Origin of the sequence: Streptomyces sp. NPDC012769 (assembly GCF_042901205.1) — a bacterium.
Lineage (GTDB): Bacteria > Actinomycetota > Actinomycetes > Streptomycetales > Streptomycetaceae > Streptomyces.
This window is the reverse complement of the sequence record NZ_JBIBCP010000001.1, coordinates 1,728,510-1,746,303: the sequence shown is the minus strand read 5'-3', so window position 1 is coordinate 1,746,303 and position 17,794 is coordinate 1,728,510. Positions and strand designations below refer to the sequence as shown.

Annotated in this window: 11 protein-coding genes; 8 read left to right on the top strand and 3 right to left on the bottom strand. The window is 71.5% G+C overall.

All coding sequences use genetic code 11. The features are described 5' to 3' along the window. Positions 1-70: 70 nt before the first annotated feature. The gene (dxs, locus tag ACFY7C_RS07780) at positions 71-1,990 is read left to right on the top strand and encodes a 1-deoxy-D-xylulose-5-phosphate synthase (protein WP_389645286.1); all 1,920 of its coding nucleotides are present in this window, start codon (positions 71-73) and stop codon (positions 1,988-1,990) included. Positions 1,991-2,146: 156 nt separating this feature from the next. Next, a complete protein-coding gene (locus ACFY7C_RS07775) occupies positions 2,147-3,625 on the top strand; it encodes an amino acid permease (protein ID WP_389645283.1) in 1,479 nt (492 codons plus the stop codon). On the opposite strand, the gene ACFY7C_RS07770 is transcribed toward ACFY7C_RS07775, so the two are convergent. The 3 genes from ACFY7C_RS07770 to ACFY7C_RS07760 all read right to left on the bottom strand — a co-directional run bounded on the left by ACFY7C_RS07770 (position 3,626) and on the right by ACFY7C_RS07760 (position 6,495). Then, positions 3,626-4,945 (bottom strand): phospholipase D-like domain-containing protein, encoded by a 1,320-nt coding sequence (locus ACFY7C_RS07770; protein WP_389645280.1) that lies wholly within the window; start codon positions 4,943-4,945, stop codon positions 3,626-3,628. It lies immediately after the preceding gene. A gap of 66 nt (positions 4,946-5,011) precedes the next feature. After that, the gene (locus ACFY7C_RS07765) at positions 5,012-5,383 is read right to left on the bottom strand and encodes an NTP pyrophosphohydrolase (RefSeq protein WP_389645277.1); all 372 of its coding nucleotides are present in this window, start codon (positions 5,381-5,383) and stop codon (positions 5,012-5,014) included. A gap of 50 nt (positions 5,384-5,433) precedes the next feature. After that, positions 5,434-6,495 (bottom strand): LCP family protein, encoded by a 1,062-nt coding sequence (locus tag ACFY7C_RS07760; RefSeq protein ID WP_389645274.1) that lies wholly within the window; start codon positions 6,493-6,495, stop codon positions 5,434-5,436. A 284-nt stretch (positions 6,496-6,779) separates the two neighbouring features. On the opposite strand from ACFY7C_RS07760, the gene ACFY7C_RS07755 reads away from it, so the two are divergent. From ACFY7C_RS07755 to ACFY7C_RS07730, 6 genes are all read left to right on the top strand, one after another. Next, complete coding sequence (locus ACFY7C_RS07755) at positions 6,780-8,507, top strand: hypothetical protein (protein WP_389645272.1); 1,728 nt, start codon at positions 6,780-6,782, stop codon at positions 8,505-8,507. A gap of 358 nt (positions 8,508-8,865) precedes the next feature. After that, positions 8,866-10,323 carry a stealth family protein gene (locus ACFY7C_RS07750; protein WP_389646066.1) on the top strand — a complete coding sequence of 486 codons (1,458 nt, stop codon included), beginning with the start codon at positions 8,866-8,868 and terminating at the stop codon, positions 10,321-10,323. Between the two features lie 15 nt (positions 10,324-10,338). Next, on the top strand, positions 10,339-11,955 hold the full coding sequence (locus ACFY7C_RS07745; protein ID WP_389645269.1) for a sugar phosphotransferase: 1,617 nt from the start codon (positions 10,339-10,341) through the stop codon (positions 11,953-11,955). Then, entirely contained in the window at positions 11,952-13,715 is a 1,764-nt protein-coding gene (locus tag ACFY7C_RS07740; protein WP_389645266.1) for a stealth conserved region 3 domain-containing protein, read from the top strand. The genes ACFY7C_RS07745 and ACFY7C_RS07740 overlap by 4 nt, the downstream gene beginning before the upstream one ends. After that, complete coding sequence (locus ACFY7C_RS07735; RefSeq protein WP_389645263.1) at positions 13,712-15,808, top strand: glycosyltransferase family 4 protein; 2,097 nt, start codon at positions 13,712-13,714, stop codon at positions 15,806-15,808. The genes ACFY7C_RS07740 and ACFY7C_RS07735 overlap by 4 nt, the downstream gene beginning before the upstream one ends. Continuing rightward, positions 15,805-17,775: a hypothetical protein gene (locus tag ACFY7C_RS07730; protein ID WP_389645260.1), complete on the top strand. Its 1,971-nt coding sequence runs from the start codon at positions 15,805-15,807 to the stop codon at positions 17,773-17,775. The genes ACFY7C_RS07735 and ACFY7C_RS07730 overlap by 4 nt, the downstream gene beginning before the upstream one ends. Positions 17,776-17,794: the final 19 nt, after the last annotated feature.

Here is a 17,794-nt window from a genome sequence, read left to right as displayed (position 1 = left end):
ACGATCCAAGACGGAACATTAGACTCGACAAATCGGCAAGCTCGACCAGTTCAAACGCAAGGAGGCACGGGTGGCTCTGCTGACCCGTATCAGGGGACCGCGAGATCTGGACCGGCTCTCCTCGGAACAGCTGGACCAGCTGGCCGAAGAGATCAGGTCGTTCCTCGTGGACGCCGTCTCCAAGACCGGCGGGCACCTCGGTCCCAACCTCGGCGTGGTCGAGCTGACCATCGCCCTGCACCGCGTCTTCGACTCCCCCAAGGACAAGGTCCTGTGGGACACCGGCCACCAGAGCTATGTGCACAAGCTGCTCACCGGCCGCCAGGACTTCTCCAAGCTCAAGATGAAGGGCGGCCTGTCCGGCTATCCCTCGCAGGCCGAGTCCGAGCACGACGTCATCGAGAACTCGCACGCCTCGACCGTCCTCGGCTGGGCCGACGGACTCGCCAAGGCCAACGAGATCCTCCGCAAGGACGACCACGTCGTCGCCGTCATCGGCGACGGGGCCCTCACCGGCGGCATGGCCTGGGAGGCGCTGAACAACATCGCCGCCGCCAAGGACCGCCCGCTCGTCATCGTCGTCAACGACAACGAGCGCTCCTACGCCCCCACCATCGGCGGCCTCGCCAACCACCTGGCGACCCTGCGCACCACCGACGGCTACGAGCGCTTCCTCGCCCGCGGCAAGGACATCCTGGAGCGCACTCCCGTCGTCGGGAAGCCGCTCTACGAGACCCTGCACGGCGCCAAGAAGGGCCTGAAGGACTTCATCGCCCCGCAGGGCATGTTCGAGGACCTCGGCCTGAAGTACGTCGGTCCGATCGACGGCCACGACATCGAGGCCCTGGAGTCCGCGCTCACCCGCGCCAAGCGCTTCGGCGGTCCGGTCATCGTGCACTGCCTCACCGAGAAGGGCCGCGGCTACCAGCCGGCCCTCCAGGACGAGGCCGACCGCTTCCACGCCGTCGGCAAGATCCACCCCGACACCGGTCTGCCGATCTCCTCGTCCGGGGCCGACTGGACCGGCGTCTTCGCCGACGAGATGGTCGCGCTCGGCAAGGAGCGCGAGGACATCGTCGCCATCACCGCCGCGATGCTCCAGCCGGTCGGCCTCGACCGGTTCGCCAAGGCCTTCCCCGAGCGGGTGTTCGACGTCGGCATCGCCGAGCAGCACGCCGCGGTCTCCGCGGCGGGCCTCGCCACCGGCGGCCTGCACCCGGTCTTCGCGGTCTACGCGACCTTCCTCAACCGGGCCTTCGACCAGGTCCTGATGGACGTGGCCCTGCACAAGTGCGGCGTCACCTTCGTCCTGGACCGGGCCGGTGTCACCGGTACCGACGGCGCCTCCCACAACGGCATGTGGGACATGTCGATCCTCCAGGTCGTGCCCGGTCTGCGGCTCGCCGCCCCGCGCGACGCCGACCAGGTCCGCGCCCAGCTGCGCGAGGCCGTCGAGGTCACCGACGCCCCCACCGTGGTCCGCTTCTCCAAGGGCGCGGTCGGCCCGGCCGTCCCCGCCGTGGGCCGGGTCGGCGGCATGGACGTGCTGCGCGAGGCCGGCACCGACACGCCCGACGTGCTCCTGGTCTCCGTGGGCGCCCTCGCGCCCATGTGCCTGGAGATCGCCGACCTGCTCGACAAGCAGGGCATCTCCACCACCGTGGTGGACCCCCGCTGGGTCAAGCCGGTCGACGAGGCCCTCGCCCCGCTGGCCGACCAGCACCGGGTGGTCGTCACCGTCGAGGACAACAGCCGCGTCGGCGGAGTCGGCTCGGCCGTCGCGCAGGCGCTGCGCGACGCGGGCGTGGACGTGCCGCTGCGTGACTTCGGCATTCCGCCGCGCTTCCTCGACCACGCCTCCCGCGGCGAGGTCCTTGCGGAGATCGGCCTGACCGCCCCGGACATCGCGCGCCAGGTCACCGGTCTGGTCTCCCGCCTCGACGGCCGTTTCGAGAGCAGCGCGCAGGCCGTGGAGCCCGCCCGCGACTGACCCTTCTCGGTCACACCGCGTCACCTTTGGGCCGGTCGGACCACCCTTACGGGTGCCGACCGGCCCTTATCCGTGCATTCTGTGCTGAGGACGGGCAGCCCAGTGCCAGGAGGTGCGACGGTGAGTACGGACCAGCAGCCACGCGCGAATTCCGGGATGTTCCGGACGAAAACGGTCGAACAGTCGATCCGTGACACGGAGGAACCGGAGCACGCGCTCAAGAAATCCCTGTCCGCATGGGACCTGACCGTCTTCGGCGTCGGCGTCATCATCGGCACCGGCATCTTCGTCCTCACCGGCAAGGTCGCCAAGGAGAACGCGGGGCCGGCCACCGCCCTCGCCTTCGTCGCCGCCGGCATCGTCTGCGCGCTCGCGGCCCTGTGTTACGCGGAGTTCGCCTCGACGGTGCCGGTCGCCGGTTCGGCGTACACCTTCGCGTACGCCTCCATCGGCGAGCTGCCGGCCTGGATCATCGGCTGGGACCTCGTCCTGGAGTTCGCGCTCGGCACCGCCGTCGTCGCCGTCGGCTGGTCCGGATACGTGCGCTCCCTCATGGACAACGCGGGCTGGCAGCTACCAGCCTGGATGGAAGGCCCGGACGCGCCAGGCGGATCGTTCGACATCCTGGCCTTCGTGCTGGTCCTGGTGCTGACCGCGATCCTCGTCGTCGGCATGAAGCTGTCCGCCCGGATCACCGCCCTCGTCGTCGCCATCAAGGTGACCGTGGTCATGATCGTGATCATCGCGGGCCTGTTCTTCGTCGTCGGCGACAACTACAAGCCCTTCGTCCCGCCGGCCGTCACCCCGGAGGGCGGCGGCTCCGGCTGGGACTCGCCGATGGTCCAGCTGATCTTCGGCTACGAGCCCACCAACTTCGGCGTGATGGGCATCTTCACCGCCGCCTCGGTCGTCTTCTTCGCCTTCATCGGCTTCGACGTCGTCGCCACCGCCGCCGAGGAGACCAAGCTCCCGCAGCGCGACATGCCGCGCGGCATCCTCGGCTCGCTCTTCATCTGCACCGTGCTGTATGTGGCCGTCGCGCTCGTCGTCACGGGCATGCAGCACTACACGGAGCTGTCCACCAGCGCCCCGCTCGCCGACGCCTTCAAATCCGTCGGCCACCCGTTCTACGCGGGCGTCATCAGCTTCGGAGCCGCCGTCGGCCTCACCACGGTCTGTCTGATCCTGCTGCTCGGCCAGACCCGCGTCTTCTTCGCGATGAGCCGCGACGGACTGCTGCCGCGCTTCTTCTCGGTGACCCACCCGAAGTTCAAGACGCCCTACCGGCCGACCATCCTGCTCGGCGTGGTCATCGCGATCGTCGCCGGCTTCACCAGCATCGACGAGCTCGCCACCCTGGTGAACATCGGCACCCTCTTCGCCTTCGTCATGGTGGCCGCCGGCGTGATCATCCTGCGCCGCACCCGGCCCGACCTGCACCGCGCCTTCCGCACCCCGTGGGTGCCGGCGCTGCCGATCCTCTCCATCGCCGCCTCGCTCTGGCTGATGCTCAACCTGCCGGGCGAGACCTGGTTCCGCTTCGGGGTCTGGATGGCGATCGGCATCGTCGTCTACTTCCTGTACGGGCGCGGCCACAGCCGCCTCGGCCGGATGGGGCAGGACGCGAAGTACTGATCAGGACGCGGTGGGCAGCGCCCCCTGGCAGGAGGCGCTGCCCAGCAGGGTCGTGTCGAAGTTCTGCCGGTAGGCCTCGAAGATCTCGGACTGGTCGATCTTCAGCAGCGTCTCGTCCTGCGAACGCAGGTTCGGATACGTGTAGTTGTGGCTGCCGGTGAAGACCAGCTTGCGCGCGGCACCCAGGTAGGAACCGTCGATCAGCAGGTACTTGGAGTGGACGCCGTACGAGACGCCCGCGGAGCGCGTGCACTGCCGCAGGGTCGTCAGGCCCGCCGAGGTGAGCGCGGCGCGCACCCCTGATCCGACGTTGCCCTTGTCCCCGTTCACCACCACGTGCACCCGGCAGCCGGCGGCCTGGAGAGCGGCCAGCCGCTCGGCGACCGGGGTACGGGTGAAGGCGTACATCGCGACCCGGATCTCCGTCACGGGCGACGCGGGGCAGGAGACGTTCTTCAGCAGGGACACGACGGTGTCGGTGTCCGGGTCCTGCCGCGGGTCCACGGGGGAGTCGTCCTCGGTGTCCCGGTCGGACTCGATGCGGGGGAAGAAGTAGGTCTTGTACGCCCCCACGTCCGTGGTGCGGTAGTAGTCGGCAAGCCCGGCGCCGCTGGTGCCGTGGGTGAGCTGGTCCTTCCAGTAGCGGCCGTACTCCTCGTAGAGCCCCGTGTGCGGGACGGTCACCGCGTTGTTGAAGAACTCCGCGCGATGGTTGGCCGTGAGGTTCGCGGAGGACTGGAAGACCACGTTCGGGGTGGATCCGACCTTCGAGAACAGGACGAACTTGTTGTGGTTGATGGCGTGTTCGACGCTGCCGTCGGCCTGCTTCAGCGCCCGGTTGCCGATGCAGCCGCGCTTCTCCGGGCAGGCGAGCACGAAGGAACCGGCGGTGTCGGCGTCGACGCTCTCGCCGTACCGCACGACGCGGCCGAGCCGCTGCCCCAGCGTGGAGTACTCGCTGCCGGTCGGCTTCGACACCCCGTTCACCAGCGTCGTGTCGGCCACGGCCTCGTGGTCGAAGAGGACCTGGACGCGTACGCCCCTGTCCCGGTGGGCCGCGGCCAGCGCGTCACTGACCACGCCGTCGGTGAAGGTGTAGACGGAGCCGCGGATCAGCCCGCCGGCTTCCGTGTTCCGGATGAGTGCCACCAGCTCGTCGCGCACGGCGTTCGGGCTGGTCGCCGGGTCGTTGAAGACCGCCTTGGCGCGGACCGTGACCGGGACGGGGTCCTCGGCGAGGGCCGGGGGCGTCCCGAGGAGGGAGCCGGCGACGAGGAGGGCGGAGGCGACGGCGAGCCGTCTGAGGGCGCGTATGCGCATGGGTGTTCCCGTCATCGGGTGGAAAGGGGCGAAGCGAAGGATCCTATCCACAGATGATCATGGGCGCTACGGGAAAACGGCGCGGGGCCCCGTGGTCAGCGCGCCGGCCTCCTCCACCCGCCGCCTCAGCTCCCGGTCGGCCGTCACCACCAGGCACGGCCGGCCCGCCGCGCTCCGGGCCAGCTCCGTGATCAGGTCGTCCCCGCTGCCGGGGGCCTCCTCGACCCGAACTCCGGGGACGGACGCCACGCCACGGGCCCTGCCCTCCACGACGAGGACGATCTCAAAAGGCCCGGGAAGCGGCCCGTCCTGCGGCCCGCCCCGCTCGGCGAGCCGGTCCCGCAGCCGCTCGGCGGCCCCGCGCCGGTCCTTCCACCAGCCGTCGGGGACCGAGCCCACGACATTGGCGCCGTCGACGACGAGCAGAGGCAGAGTCATGCCCCCAGGATCTCAGCTCCCGGCGTGGCGGACCGTCAGCCGCCGGTCCCTCACCCGCCGGTGGCGGGTGACTTCCGCACCTCGTCCGGGATGTGCAGGTCCTCGCGGATCGCCTTCCACAGCCGGGAGGCGTGGGGCTCGTAGGCGACGACCCGGTTCCGGTCCCGCTTGTCGTAGGCAACCGGGAGCATGATCGTCTCCATGTTGGCCGGGTCGACGCCGTTGAGGCTGCGGGCGTAGTCGCTGAGCGCGGTCAGGGAGGCGAGCTCCGAGTCGGTGGTGAGGGACTTCGTCATCGAGTCGGCGATCTCGTACGTCTTGGCGGGACTGCCCAGCAGATCCTGCTTCTTGACCTCGGTCAGCAGGGCGGTGAGGAACTTCTGCTGGTTGCCGATGCGGCCGAGGTCGCTGCCGTCGCCGACCCCGTAACGGGTCCGGACGAAGGCGAGGGACTGCGTGCCGTCGAGGCGCTGGGGGCCGGCGGCCAGGTCGAGACCGGAGTTGCGGTCCTTGATGGGCTCGTCGATGTCGACGGTCACCCCGCCGATGGCGTCGACCAGGTCCTTGAACCCGGCGAAGTCGATCTCCACGTAGTGGTCGAGGCGGACGCCCGACATCTTCTCGACGGTCTTCACCACGCACGCCGGACCGTACTGCGAGTAGATGGAGTTGAACATCACGCGCTCGGCGGACGGGGCCGTCCCGCCGCCCTCGCGGCCGCACTCCGGCCGGGTCACCAGGGTGTCACGCGGAATGCTCACCGCCACGGCCTTCGAACGGCCCTCGGGTATGTGCACCACCAGCGCCGTGTCGGACCGCGCCCCGCTCACCGCCGCACCGTCCAGCGCCCCGTTGGCCCCGGCGCGCGAGTCGGACCCGAGCACCAGCAGGTTCTGGCCGGAGGTCGGCGTCTTCGGCGGGCGGTTGTCGCCGAGCTCCTTGTCGAGGTCGACGGCGGCCCTGATGTTGCCGTCGAGGTTCGCGTACATCCAGTACGCGGTGCCGCCTGCGGCCAGGACGAGCACGAGCAGCGTCAGCGCGATCCTCCTGCCCAGCCGCCGTCCGCGGCGTCGGCCCCGAGGCGTGCGTCCGGTCGTGGTCGGGTCGCTCATGCGGCGCGAGTCCTCTGCTCAAAGGCCCGTGACGGGCGGCTGGTGGGGACTCGGGTGGGGGGTGCCGGTCCACGGACAACAAGTGGCTGACCCCGCACTATAGACAGATTTTCGACCGCCGGCGGAGCCGGTCCACCGGCCGCGAAGGGGGCCGCGAAACCCTGACGCGTTTCGCGGCCCGGCGGTTGCCTATCTCACGGAAGTTGTTCCTTCCTCAACGGAAGGAGACATTAAAGTGTGTGTAATGTGAGGGGGCTGTGAAGTGAGAAGCGAGGAGCGGTTCGGTGAGCCGGGGGCGTACCAAGGGTGAGCGGCGGGCTGCGGACCGCGGGCGGCGGCATGTCGCCCGTCAGGCCGATGCCGGGCGGGTCGCTCGCGCCGATGCCTCCGACCGGCGGCGGGTCCTGCACGTCGTCGCCCATCCCGCCGACGCGCTGACCGTCACCCGAGCCGATGTCCAGGAGGCCCTGGCCGATCCCGGCCGGGCGCTGACCGTGGTCAGCCTCGCATCCGGCGGCCCCGACGCCGCCGCCCTTCTGCTCGAAGCGCTGGGGCGGGGGGACACCTGGCACCGGCGCGGGGAGCGGCTCCCCGACGGTACCGTCCTGGACATCCACACCCTCTCCTCGGCACCCCACGTCGAGATCTGCTTCGTTGACGGCGACGAGCCCCGGCGCTCCGACGGCGCCGCCGAACTCACCGGCCGGACCGTCGCCCTGCTCGAACGTTTCCCGGCGACGGTGCTGCGCACCACCGACCCCGACCCGGGCCACGTCGCCTGGGACGGCGAGACCGCCACGCACGTCGACCACCCCGAGCACGCCGCCGTCGCCCAGGCCGTGCTCGAAGCCGTACGGCTGCGGGCGGACGCCCCGGACGTGACGGGCCTCGTCGTGGAGTGCTTCCGTGCGGGCGGGCCCTGTGACGTTCCCGCCGCGCCCGCCGGCGCGGTGGTGCGCTACCCCGGCCGCCGGATCTGGCTGACCCGCGGCGCGGACGGGCGGCTCACCGCGTACGCCGCCGTCGGCGGAGGCGTCGCGCGCTGGACCGAGACCGAGCCCGGCGGGCCCGGCTGGACCGCGGAGAAGCTGCCGGACGCCCCGTCGCTGCTGCCCGTCCTGTCGGTGGCCCAGAGCCCGGAGGGCTGGGTCCACCTGGTGTCCCTTCGTCGTACCCCGGCCAAGGCCGGCGGAGCCAGGGTCGAGGTCATGCACGCGGTGCAGTACCAGACCGGCCGTCCGGTGGGCCAGTGGCGGTCCCTCGGCAGCCCCAACGGCGATCACCCGGTCAAGAGCCGCGAGGTCGGGGTCCCGTGCGTCGTCGTGGACGCGGAGGGGAGTCCGCACGTCTTCGCCCGCAACTTCGGGCGGGGCGTCAGCTCCCGGACGCAGGGCAGGAACGGCTCGTGGGGGCCGTGGGTCGACCGAGCGGGCGCGGGTGTGACCGACGGACTCGCGGCCGTGCTCGACGAGCAGGGCCGGCCGGAGGTCTTCGCGCCGTCGGAAGGCGGCGTGATCCGCTGGCACCGTGCCCCGGACGACGCCGAGGAGGACCTGGTCCGCAGCCCGCACCCGCTGCCCCTGCTGCCGATCCCCGGATCGTCCCTGATCGCACAGCCGACCGGCCCCGGCCGGGTGACGGTGTACGGCTCCGACGTCCGCGACGGAGCCCTGTGGGCCCTGCGCACCGACGGCGTCACCACCCGGATCGGCGGCGTCGGGGGAGCGGGAGCGACTCTCGCCCGCCAGGCGATCGACGGATACGACTGCACGGTGCTGCTGCAGCGCGCTCCCGACGGGGACACGGCGGTCGCCGCCTTCGCGACGGACCACGAGCCCGTCGACGTGTGGTGGGAGCGGACGGGCGGACAGGGGGTCCGCGAACCGGCCGCAGCCGTCGACGCCTTCGGCAGGCTCGTCGTCGCCTCGCTCGATCCGGACGGTCGCCTGCGGGTGGCACGCCAGGACACCACGGTGCCGGGGCTGCTCCTCGGCGGATGGGTGACCGTCTGACGGAACGAGGGGGGAAGGGAACACACACCGGCGTGGCAGGGGAGGCCGCGGCCGGCCGGAGCTCGCGCGGCAGCTCCATGCGGCGGGGCAATGACGCCCCGCATTTATCGATTTATCCACATCCATTTCCCGCGGTGCTTCCGTACGTCCGGAGGCGCTCGCGAGGCGCAGGACACAGCAGTAGGGAGGGGAGGGGCTCATGACCGTGCCCGGGCAGGTGGCAGAGGCGTATACGGAGAGCGGGACGACCGCGGACGCGGGCGGCGCCGCACGGGTGCCGTCCCCCAGGGTCCCCGTCGGCGACACCGGCGACGAGGCGTACGTCAACCCCCGGGTGCGTCCGCTCGCCGCCCGGGAGATGAACCGGGAGGCCGTGGCGGAACTCCTGGAACACGTCGGCGTCCCCTACTTCGCCGTTCGCGGCACCACCGACCACGGCACCGTCGTCGCGGTCGCGGAGGACGACCGGGAGCGCGTGCTCGGCGGCCTCTTCCGCTACCTGACGATGTATCCGGGCCACCTCACCGTGTACGGCCCGGACCCCACCACCCCTGCCCGCCCCGTCCCCAGCAAGGACCCCAGGGCCTGGCGCGACGTCCGCACGGCGGTGGCCGTCCGGCTGAGCTGGCTCCAGACCGACCCGGGCAGGCACCTGGTCCTCGGCCACGAGTACGGCGGCACGATCGAGTTCTGGAGCCGCCAGGGCGACCGCCTGGTCGCGCCCCGCGCCAACCGCGTCACCTGGTCCGTCGCCGCCGACGGCGTCAACGTCGGAGGAGCGGCCCGGCTGTTCAGCCGCTTCGTCTCCGACCACACCCCCGTCGTCGACGCGCCCGCCCTCATGACCCGTCCCGAGTTCCTCGTCCCCTCGGTCGAGGACATCTCCTTCCCCGTCGACGCCGTCTACACCTGGGTCGACGGCCAGGACCCGGCGTGGAAGCAGCGCAAGGCCACCGCCAAGGGCGAGATCTACCACGCGGAGTCCGCCAGCGACGCCCGCTTCATCAGCCGCGACGAACTGCGCTACTCCGTCAGATCGCTCCACCTCTTCGCACCCTGGATCCGGACGATCTACATCGTCACCGACGACCAGGTCCCCGCCTGGCTGCGCGAGGACGTGCCCGGCATCCGCGTGGTCAGCCACCGCGAGATCTTCGCGAACCCGTCCGATCTGCCGACGTTCAACTCGCACTCCATCGAGAGCCAGCTGCACCACATCGACGGCCTCGCCGAGCACTTCCTGTACTTCAACGACGACATGTTCATCGGGCGGCCCGTGGCACCGCACGCCTTCTTCACCCCCACCGGCACCGCCCGCTACTTCCCGTCCAGGAACCGCATCCCGCAGGGCCCGGTCGTCGAAACCGACACCCCCGTCGACGCCGCCTGCAAGAACAACCGCGCGCTGCTCCTGGCCCGCTTCGGCCGGGTGATCACCCAGCCGATGGAGCACATCCCCTACGCCCTGCGGCGCAGCGCCATGTACGAGGCGGAGGCCGACTTCCCCCAGGCGTGGGCCAGGACCTCGGCCAGCCGCTTCCGGGCGATGACCGACCTGTCGCCCACGTCCTCCTTCGCGCTCTACTACGCCGCCCTGACCGGACGCGCCCAGCCGGGTTCGATGCCCTTCACCTACCTCCAGCTCGCCGTGCCCGACCTCGCGGACCGGCTGCAGCGGCTCCTCGACGGCCGCAACCAGGACTCGTTCTGCCTCAACGACGCCTTCTCCACCCCGGAGGACCTGGAGGCACAGCAGGAACTGCTCGACGGCTTCCTCAACGCCTACTTCCCGACCCCCAGTCCCTTCGAGCGGTGAACAGGAACCGTCGTCATGTCTGAACCGGGGTCGATGAGCTCCGCCGCCAGCGTCTACCACAAGGTCGTTCCCCAGCCGCTGCGCGCCGTCGCCGCCAGCCGGGTGCCGCCCACGGTCCGCCGCAAGGTCAAGACCAGGCTGGCCCGCACACTGGCCGAACGCGAGTCACGGCTGCACCGGCGCAGCCTCCAGCAGGTGCGGGACGCCGGCTTCACCCACCGGCCCGAGGGCCGGACCGTGGCCCCCGACGGGCGCGTCGCCCACGTCCACGCACGGCTCACCGCCGACCGCGCCCGCCGCCTCGACCACGACCTGGTGACCGGCGCCCTCGACATGGCCGGCGTTCCCTGGTTCGCCGTGCCCCCCTTGGACGACCGCCGCACCGCCCTCGCCGTACCCAAGGAGCACAAGCCGGCCGTACGGCGGGTGCTGCGTGCCCTGCTCGAGGAGCAGACCGGATACCTCAGCTCGGTGTCCCCCGCGGACAGCTCCGGCGCCCAGATCCCCGGCAGCCATCTCAAGGCCTGGAAGCACTTCGCCAAGGCCCGCGTGATCCGGGTGACGTGGCTGCGCACCGAGCCGACTCACTCCCTGTGGATCGGTGAGAACCAGGGCGTCGAGATCGAGTTCTGGAACCTGAACACCGACCTGGCCACCCCGCGACTCGTCGGTCCCCGCCCCAACCGCGTGCAGCGGGTCGTGCCGGTGGACGGCCCCACGATCGGGGCGGACCACCACCGGCTCACCGGATACGCCGAGCTCGTCGCGTCCGCGGAGCGGACCAGGATCCCCGAGCCCTTCGACATCGTCCGGGTCGAGGAGGTCACCTTCCCCGTCGACGCCGTCGTCCTGTGGCAGCACACCGGCCCCTGGGCCGAGGAACTCCTGCGTGCCACCCTGCGCTCCGTCCACCAGTACGCCCCGTGGATCGAGATCGTGCATCTCGTCGCCCTCGCGCCCGTCCCCCAGTGGGTCCGGCGCAGCGACTGGCTGACGGTCCACTCCGCCGGCCGCGAGGCCGAGGCGCACCTCCACGAACTGCCCGACGTCGCCCAGCACTTCCTGCTGTTCCGGCCCGGAGCGGTCCTCGCTCGCCCGGTGCGCCCGTTCGATTTCTTCACGCCCGCGGGCGGCACCCGCCCCCGGCGTGGCCCCTGGACGGCCGAGGAGGCCACCGCGCCCTGGACCGCCACCGCGTTCTCCTTCACCACGCGGGCCGTGGCCCATGGCTACGGCAGCGGCCCCCAGCCGTACACCCGCCAGGTGCTCGGCGCCCTGGCCGAGGGCTACGAGTGGACCGACTTCGTCGTCGACACCCAGGCGCTGCCCCAGCTGACCGGCACCCATCCGCTCGACGGCCTCGTCCACCACTCCGCGCACTGCGCCGGCCTGGCGGAACCCTCCGGCGAGACCACCATCGCCCTGCACGCCGCCATGCCCGGCGTGCAGCGCTGGCTCGAACGGCTGCTCGTGCGCAGGGACGTCCAGCAGTTCCAGCTCTTCGGCCTCGACAGCCCCGATGCGCGCGGCCGCGGCGGTACGGCCGCCGTCCTCGCCTTCCTGCGGCGCTACTTCCCGGTGGAGAGCCCCTTCGAGCACCTGGCGGACGAGGAAGGAAACGCCACCGGATGACCGCGCTGAACCCCGAGGCGTCCTCCGCGGTCGGCGTCTACCGCGCCCTGCTGCCCACCGGGCTGCGCCGCACCATCGCCCGGCGCGTGCCGATGCGCCTGCGCACGCTCGTCAAGCGACTCCTGCGCCGGCTCCAGCTCGGCGTCGGACTCACCCGCGCGCTGCGCGCGATGCGCGCCCGGCGCCGCTGGCCCGACCTGTTCGCCGGCGGGGAGCGGCTCGCCACGCTCGTCGACCGCGGCGCCCTCATCGCGCTCGTCCGCCCCACCCCGTCCCCGCTCGGACTGCGGGAGGGCAACCTCGAACTGGTCGCCTCGGCGCTCGACGCCGCCGGCATCGACCACTTCGCGGTGCGCGGCGGCTCCGAGTTCCGTGCCTGTCTCGCCGTGTCCCTCGCCGACCGCGCCCGCGTCCGCGACGCCCTCGGCAGAGCGGGGACGCAGACCCCCGTGTACGTCGCCCGGTGGCACGGCGGTCAGGAGTACGGCCGTCCCGCCCTGGTCGGGACCCGTCGCGCCCTGCGGGTGACTGCCGAGGCCTCCGTCCTTCGCGTCGGCATGGTCTGGCGCGACCCGGGCGGCACCCTGTCGCTCGGCCTCGAATACGGCTGTGACATCGAGTTCTGGCTGCCCGAGGCGGGGCGCCTTGTCGCACCCCGCCCCAACCGGGTCACCGAGGACGTGGCCGCGGACGCCCCCCGCGTCCACGTACCCATCAGCAGGCTCACCGGCTTCGCCGCACTGCACGGCCGCCGCACCCGCACCGTCCGCACCATCGCGCCCTGCGCCGTGCCCCTGCCCGAGGACGTCCGCTTCCCCGTGGACGCCGTCTACACCTGGGTGGACGGCAACGACCCGGCATGGCAGGAGCGGCGCAGACGCTACGGTGACACCGGCTACCACGAGGAATCGGCCAACGCCGCCCGCTACATCAGCCGCGACGAACTGCGCTACTCCCTGCGCTCCCTGGAGCAGCACGCGCCCTGGGTGCGCCGGATCTACCTGGTCACCGACCGTCAGCGGCCGCACTGGCTCGACCCCAACCACCCGCGCATCCGGGTGGTCGACCACGCGGAGATCTTCGACGACCCGCAGGCGCTGCCCACCTTCAACTCGCACGCCATCGAGAGCCGGCTGCACCACATCGACGGCCTGTCGGAGCAGTTCCTTTACTTCAACGACGACATGTTCCTCGGCAGCCCCGTCACACCCCAGGACTTCTTCCTGTCCAACGGGATGACGCGGATCTTCCTGTCACCCTCGCAGGTGCCCCAGTGGGACCTGTCCCTCGGCGACCGGCCGGTGGACGCCGCCGGCAAGAACAACCGCAGGATCCTGGAGGCGAGCTTCGGCTCGTCCATCGTGCAGAAGATGCGCCACGCGCCCTACCCGCTGCGCCGCAGCGTGCTCTTCGAGATCGAGCAGGCCTTCGCCGAACAGCACCGGGCCACCACCCTCAGCCGGTTCCGCAGCGCCACCGACATCTCCATTCCGTCGTCGCTCTACCACTACTACGCGTACTTCACGGGACGCGCCGTGCCCTCCGACATCCGCTTCGCCTACCTCGACCTCGCCAAGCGGGAGATCGAGCGGCGCTTCGGCATCCTGCTCGCCCGCCGCGACCGGCAGGCCTTCTGCATCAACGACACCCTCTCCGACGGACAGGACGTCGTGCGTCAGGCGGCCATGCTCGCCCGCTTCCTCCGTGCCTACTACCCGATCCCCAGTGCCTTCGAGCTGAAGGAGCCCCAGGAACGATGAAGGTCTCCTTCCTGATCAACAACATCTACGGCATCGGTGGCACCAACCGGACCGTGATCAACCTGGCCGAGGCGCTGTCCGCCCGGCACGAGGTCGAGATCGTCTCCGTCTTCCGCCGCGCCGGCAGCACCAAGTTCGAGATCTCCCCGCAGGTCACCGTGCGGGCCCTGGTCGACCTGCGGGCCGGCAGCGGCGCCGACCGCGGCGCGGACGGTCTCGACGAGCCGAGCACCGTCGTCCCCCGCCAGGAGGAGTTCTACGCGCAGTACAGCCGGCTCTCCGACGAACGCATCATCAACCACCTGAAGAAGACGGACGCCGACGTCGTCGTCGGCACCCGGCCGAGCCTGAACCTCTTCGTCGCCCGCTTCACCCGCGACTCCGCGCTGCGCGTGGCCCAGGAGCACATGACCCACCTGGCCATCCCTCCCGCCGTACGCGAGGAGATGGCCCGGGTCTACCCGCGCCTCGACGCCATCACCACCGTCACCGACGCCGACGCCCGGTCCTTCATGGAGAACACACCGATCGACGGCGTCCCCGTGACGGGCATTCCCAACAGCGTGCCCCAGCCCGTCGTCACCCCGTCCGACGGCAGCCGCAAGGTCGTCGTCAGCGCCGGCCGGATGCACCACGTCAAGCGCTACGACCTGTTGATCCGCGCCTTCGGCCAGGTCGCCGAGGAGTTCCCCGACTGGCAGCTGCGGATCTACGGTGACGGCGCCGAGGCCGCCAAGCTCCGTGCCCTCGTCACCGAACTCGGGCTGACCGGGCAGACCCTCCTGATGGGCGGCTTCTCGCCGATCGAGTCGGAGTGGGCCAAGGGCTCCATCGCGGCGGTGACGTCGAGCGCCGAGTCCTTCGGCATGACACTGGTGGAGGCCATGCGCTGCGGCCTGCCCGTGGTCTCGACGGACTGCCCCGTCGGCCCGCGAGAGATCCTGCGCGACGGCGAGGACGGCCTCCTCGTCCCCAACGGCGACGCCGACGCCATCGCCGCCGGCCTGCGCCGGCTGATGGGCGACGACGCGCTGCGCGGCGCCATGGGGGCGGCCGCCCTGCTCAACTCCGCCCGCTACGACCCATCCGTCATCGCCGACCGCTACGTCGAGCTCTTCGAAGCGGCCGCGGAGCGCAGGGCCGCCGCCGAGCCCAGGTACCGCAAGCCGTCCCGCAAGACCCTGCGGCGCGGCCCGGGCGGCGGCGCACCGCCCACCACCATCAAGACCACCCTGGTGCACACCATCGCCGACGACTCCGGCTGGCTGCGGTTCACCGCCGACGGCCCCGAGGACGGCAAGCACCGCTGGACCTTCCAGCTGCGGCAGAACCCCGGCGCCGCCCGCCGGCTGCCCGACATGCCCCTGCGCACCACGCGCCGGACACTGCCGTCCGGCGCGACCCGCTACACGGCCGCCGTCACCCCCTCCGCCCTCGACGTGCTCGGAGACGGCCGCTGGCGCGTCACGATGGTCTCGGCCAAGGGCGAGACCGTGCACATGAAGGCGGGCATCCGCGACACCCGGGCGCTGATCACCGCACGGGAACGGCTCCTCGCGTCCCCCGCGGGCGCACCGGTCATCTGGAACCTGCCCTACGCCCAGCCGAACGGCAAGCTCATGCTGCGCACCATCCTGCGCACCGAGCACGCCGAGTGCACCAACGTCGCGATCACCGACGACTCGATCACCGTCAGCGGTGTCTTCTGCGCCGAGCGGCCCGTCCGGCCCGGAGCCCGCTTCGTCCTGGTGCGCCGAGGCCACCACCGCACCGAGGTCTCGGTCCCCGCCCACGCCCTCGACGAGCGGACCTTCCACGCCGAGGTCCCGCTGCGGCAGGTCGTGGACGACCGGCTGGACCGCTGGGAGGACTGGGACTGGTGGTTGCAACCGGCTCCCGGTGACCGGCGCAAGGTCCGCGTCTGCCACCTCTTCGAGGACTTCCCGGACGTCAAGGGCGCCTACGCCTACCCGGCCGTTCCGGTAGCCGACGAGGCGTCCCGCTTCGTCGTCGTACACCCCACCCGACCCGTACGGGTCCGTCCCTACTGCTCAGTGTCTGGAGCCATGGCCATGAACGTGGTGGACCGATGAACCACGACGCACGCTCGATCCTGCACATCGTCGCCCACCAGGACGACGACCTGTACTTCATGAATCCCGACCTGGTGCGCGCCCTCCAGGACGGCGACCGGATCACCACCGTCGTCCTCACCGCGGGCGAGGGCGACGGCATCAACGCCGACACCGACAACCCGCGGCGCACCTCCCTGGTGCCGGACTTCACCGGCTACAGCACCGCCCGCGGCTGCGGCCTGCGCTCCGCCTACGCACGGATGACGACCGGTGACCGCAACGGCCCGTGGAACCGCGACGTCGTCGAACTCGTGCCCGGTTTCGCCGTCGAACGCTTCGTCCTGGCGGCCGACGCCCGGGTGCAGATGTTCTTCTGCCAGCTGCACATGAGCGCCGTCACCCCGGAGGGAACGCGCGGTCGGATCACCGATCTGTGGGCCGGCCGGACGGCCACCCAGCCCACCCTCCCGGTCCGTGGCTCCGCCCTCGCCGAAGTGCAGCACATCTCGCGAGACCAGGTCATCGGCGGCCTCACGACACTGCTCGGGTACGCCAGGCCGACCACCGTCCGCACCATGGATCCCGACCCCGAACACGACGGCGGCAAGCAGGGGTTCGTCATGTCGGACCACCTCGATCACACCGCCACGACCCAGTTCGCGCTCGCCGCGCTCGAACGCTACCGGGCCGGCGCCCAGGTGATCCCGGTCGTGGAGCACTTCCGCGCCTACTCCAACCGCTTCTGGGGATACAACCTGGACGCGAGCGCCCTCACCGAGAAGGCCGAGTACCTGGCGACGTACGCGGGACTCGACGCCACCGAGTGTCCGCAGGGCACCTGCGAGCAGTGCGGCGACCGCCAGCTCGGCACCAACCCGTACCGCAGCACCCACATGTGCAGCGCCGCCTACCGCTACTCGCCCGACGCGAACTGGCTGCGGCTGGGCCCCGGCGGCCGGCTCAACGCCTTCGGCGTGCTCGCCGGCCGGCTGGCCTTCTGGTCGGAGACGGGACCCGGCACCGGCGACTGGCGCGGCCCCTTCCTCGTCGGCGAGGGCTGGATCTCCCCGACCCTGGCGGTGGCCGGGGAGCCGGGCGGCCCCGCCCACGTCGTGGCCCTGCGCCGGCAGAACGTGCCGGGCGGAGACGTCAGCGTCGACCTCGTGCACACGATGCAGGACCCGGAGGGCAACGGGTTCTACGACTGGGAGAGCCTGGAGAACCCGGACTGGCACCACACCGACCGGCGCCACCAGCGCGAGATGGGCGTCCCGTCCGCCGCCGTCGACGGCACCGGCCGACTCCACGTCTTCGTCCGCAACTTCGGTCAGGGCGTCAGCATGCGCCGCCAGACCGAGTACGGTGCCTGGGGCCCCTGGGAGGACCTCGGCGGCTCCTTCGTCCAGGACGCCGGCACCGCTCTGCGCAACGAGCTCGGCGCGATCGAGCTGTACGTGCCCGGCAAGGGCTCCGTCCACCGCTTCCACCAGAGCGACATCGGCGCGCCGTTCGTCCGCGACGACACGCTCACCACCGGCAAGGTCGCCACCGGCGGCATCACCGCGGTCGACTCCGGCGGCGGTCGCACCTGCCTGTACTTCCGCGAGGCGGCCACCGGACAGGTCATGGCCTACCGCCAGCACGACAACGGACGCTGGCCCGGCTCCGGAGCCGGTGTCGGCGGCCACGGCGGCACCGGCGCCATCGCCGCGCTGTGGGCCCCGGAGCGCGGCGCCCGTGAGGCGTACCTGGCCCACCGGGGTTCGCGCGGCCGGCTGGTCGTCTCCATGCCCGTCCCCGACAAGGACGCCTCCGGGGCGCACTGGCGCGAGCGCGGCGAGATGCTCACGCACGCGCCCGCCATGGCGCTCGACGCGAACGGCTCGCTGGTGATCACCACCATCGGCACGGACGGCCGGCTGCACGTCCACCGGCAGTTGTCCCCCGGCCCCGGCGGCCCCCTGGGCCCGGTCCGGGTGTTCTGACCGGGAGGCACCCACCGGG

Coding starts and splice junctions, on each gene's coding strand:
- ACFY7C_RS07775 (WP_389645283.1), top strand. CDS start 2,147: ATGTTCCGGACGAAAACGGTCGAACAGTCGATCCGTGACACGGAGGAA.
- ACFY7C_RS07770 (WP_389645280.1), bottom strand. CDS start 4,945: ATGCGCATACGCGCCCTCAGACGGCTCGCCGTCGCCTCCGCCCTCCTC.
- ACFY7C_RS07765 (WP_389645277.1), bottom strand. CDS start 5,383: ATGACTCTGCCTCTGCTCGTCGTCGACGGCGCCAATGTCGTGGGCTCG.
- ACFY7C_RS07760 (WP_389645274.1), bottom strand. CDS start 6,495: ATGAGCGACCCGACCACGACCGGACGCACGCCTCGGGGCCGACGCCGC.
- ACFY7C_RS07750 (WP_389646066.1), top strand. CDS start 8,866: ATGAACCGGGAGGCCGTGGCGGAACTCCTGGAACACGTCGGCGTCCCC.
- ACFY7C_RS07745 (WP_389645269.1), top strand. CDS start 10,339: ATGTCTGAACCGGGGTCGATGAGCTCCGCCGCCAGCGTCTACCACAAG.
- ACFY7C_RS07740 (WP_389645266.1), top strand. CDS start 11,952: ATGACCGCGCTGAACCCCGAGGCGTCCTCCGCGGTCGGCGTCTACCGC.
- ACFY7C_RS07735 (WP_389645263.1), top strand. CDS start 13,712: ATGAAGGTCTCCTTCCTGATCAACAACATCTACGGCATCGGTGGCACC.
- ACFY7C_RS07730 (WP_389645260.1), top strand. CDS start 15,805: ATGAACCACGACGCACGCTCGATCCTGCACATCGTCGCCCACCAGGAC.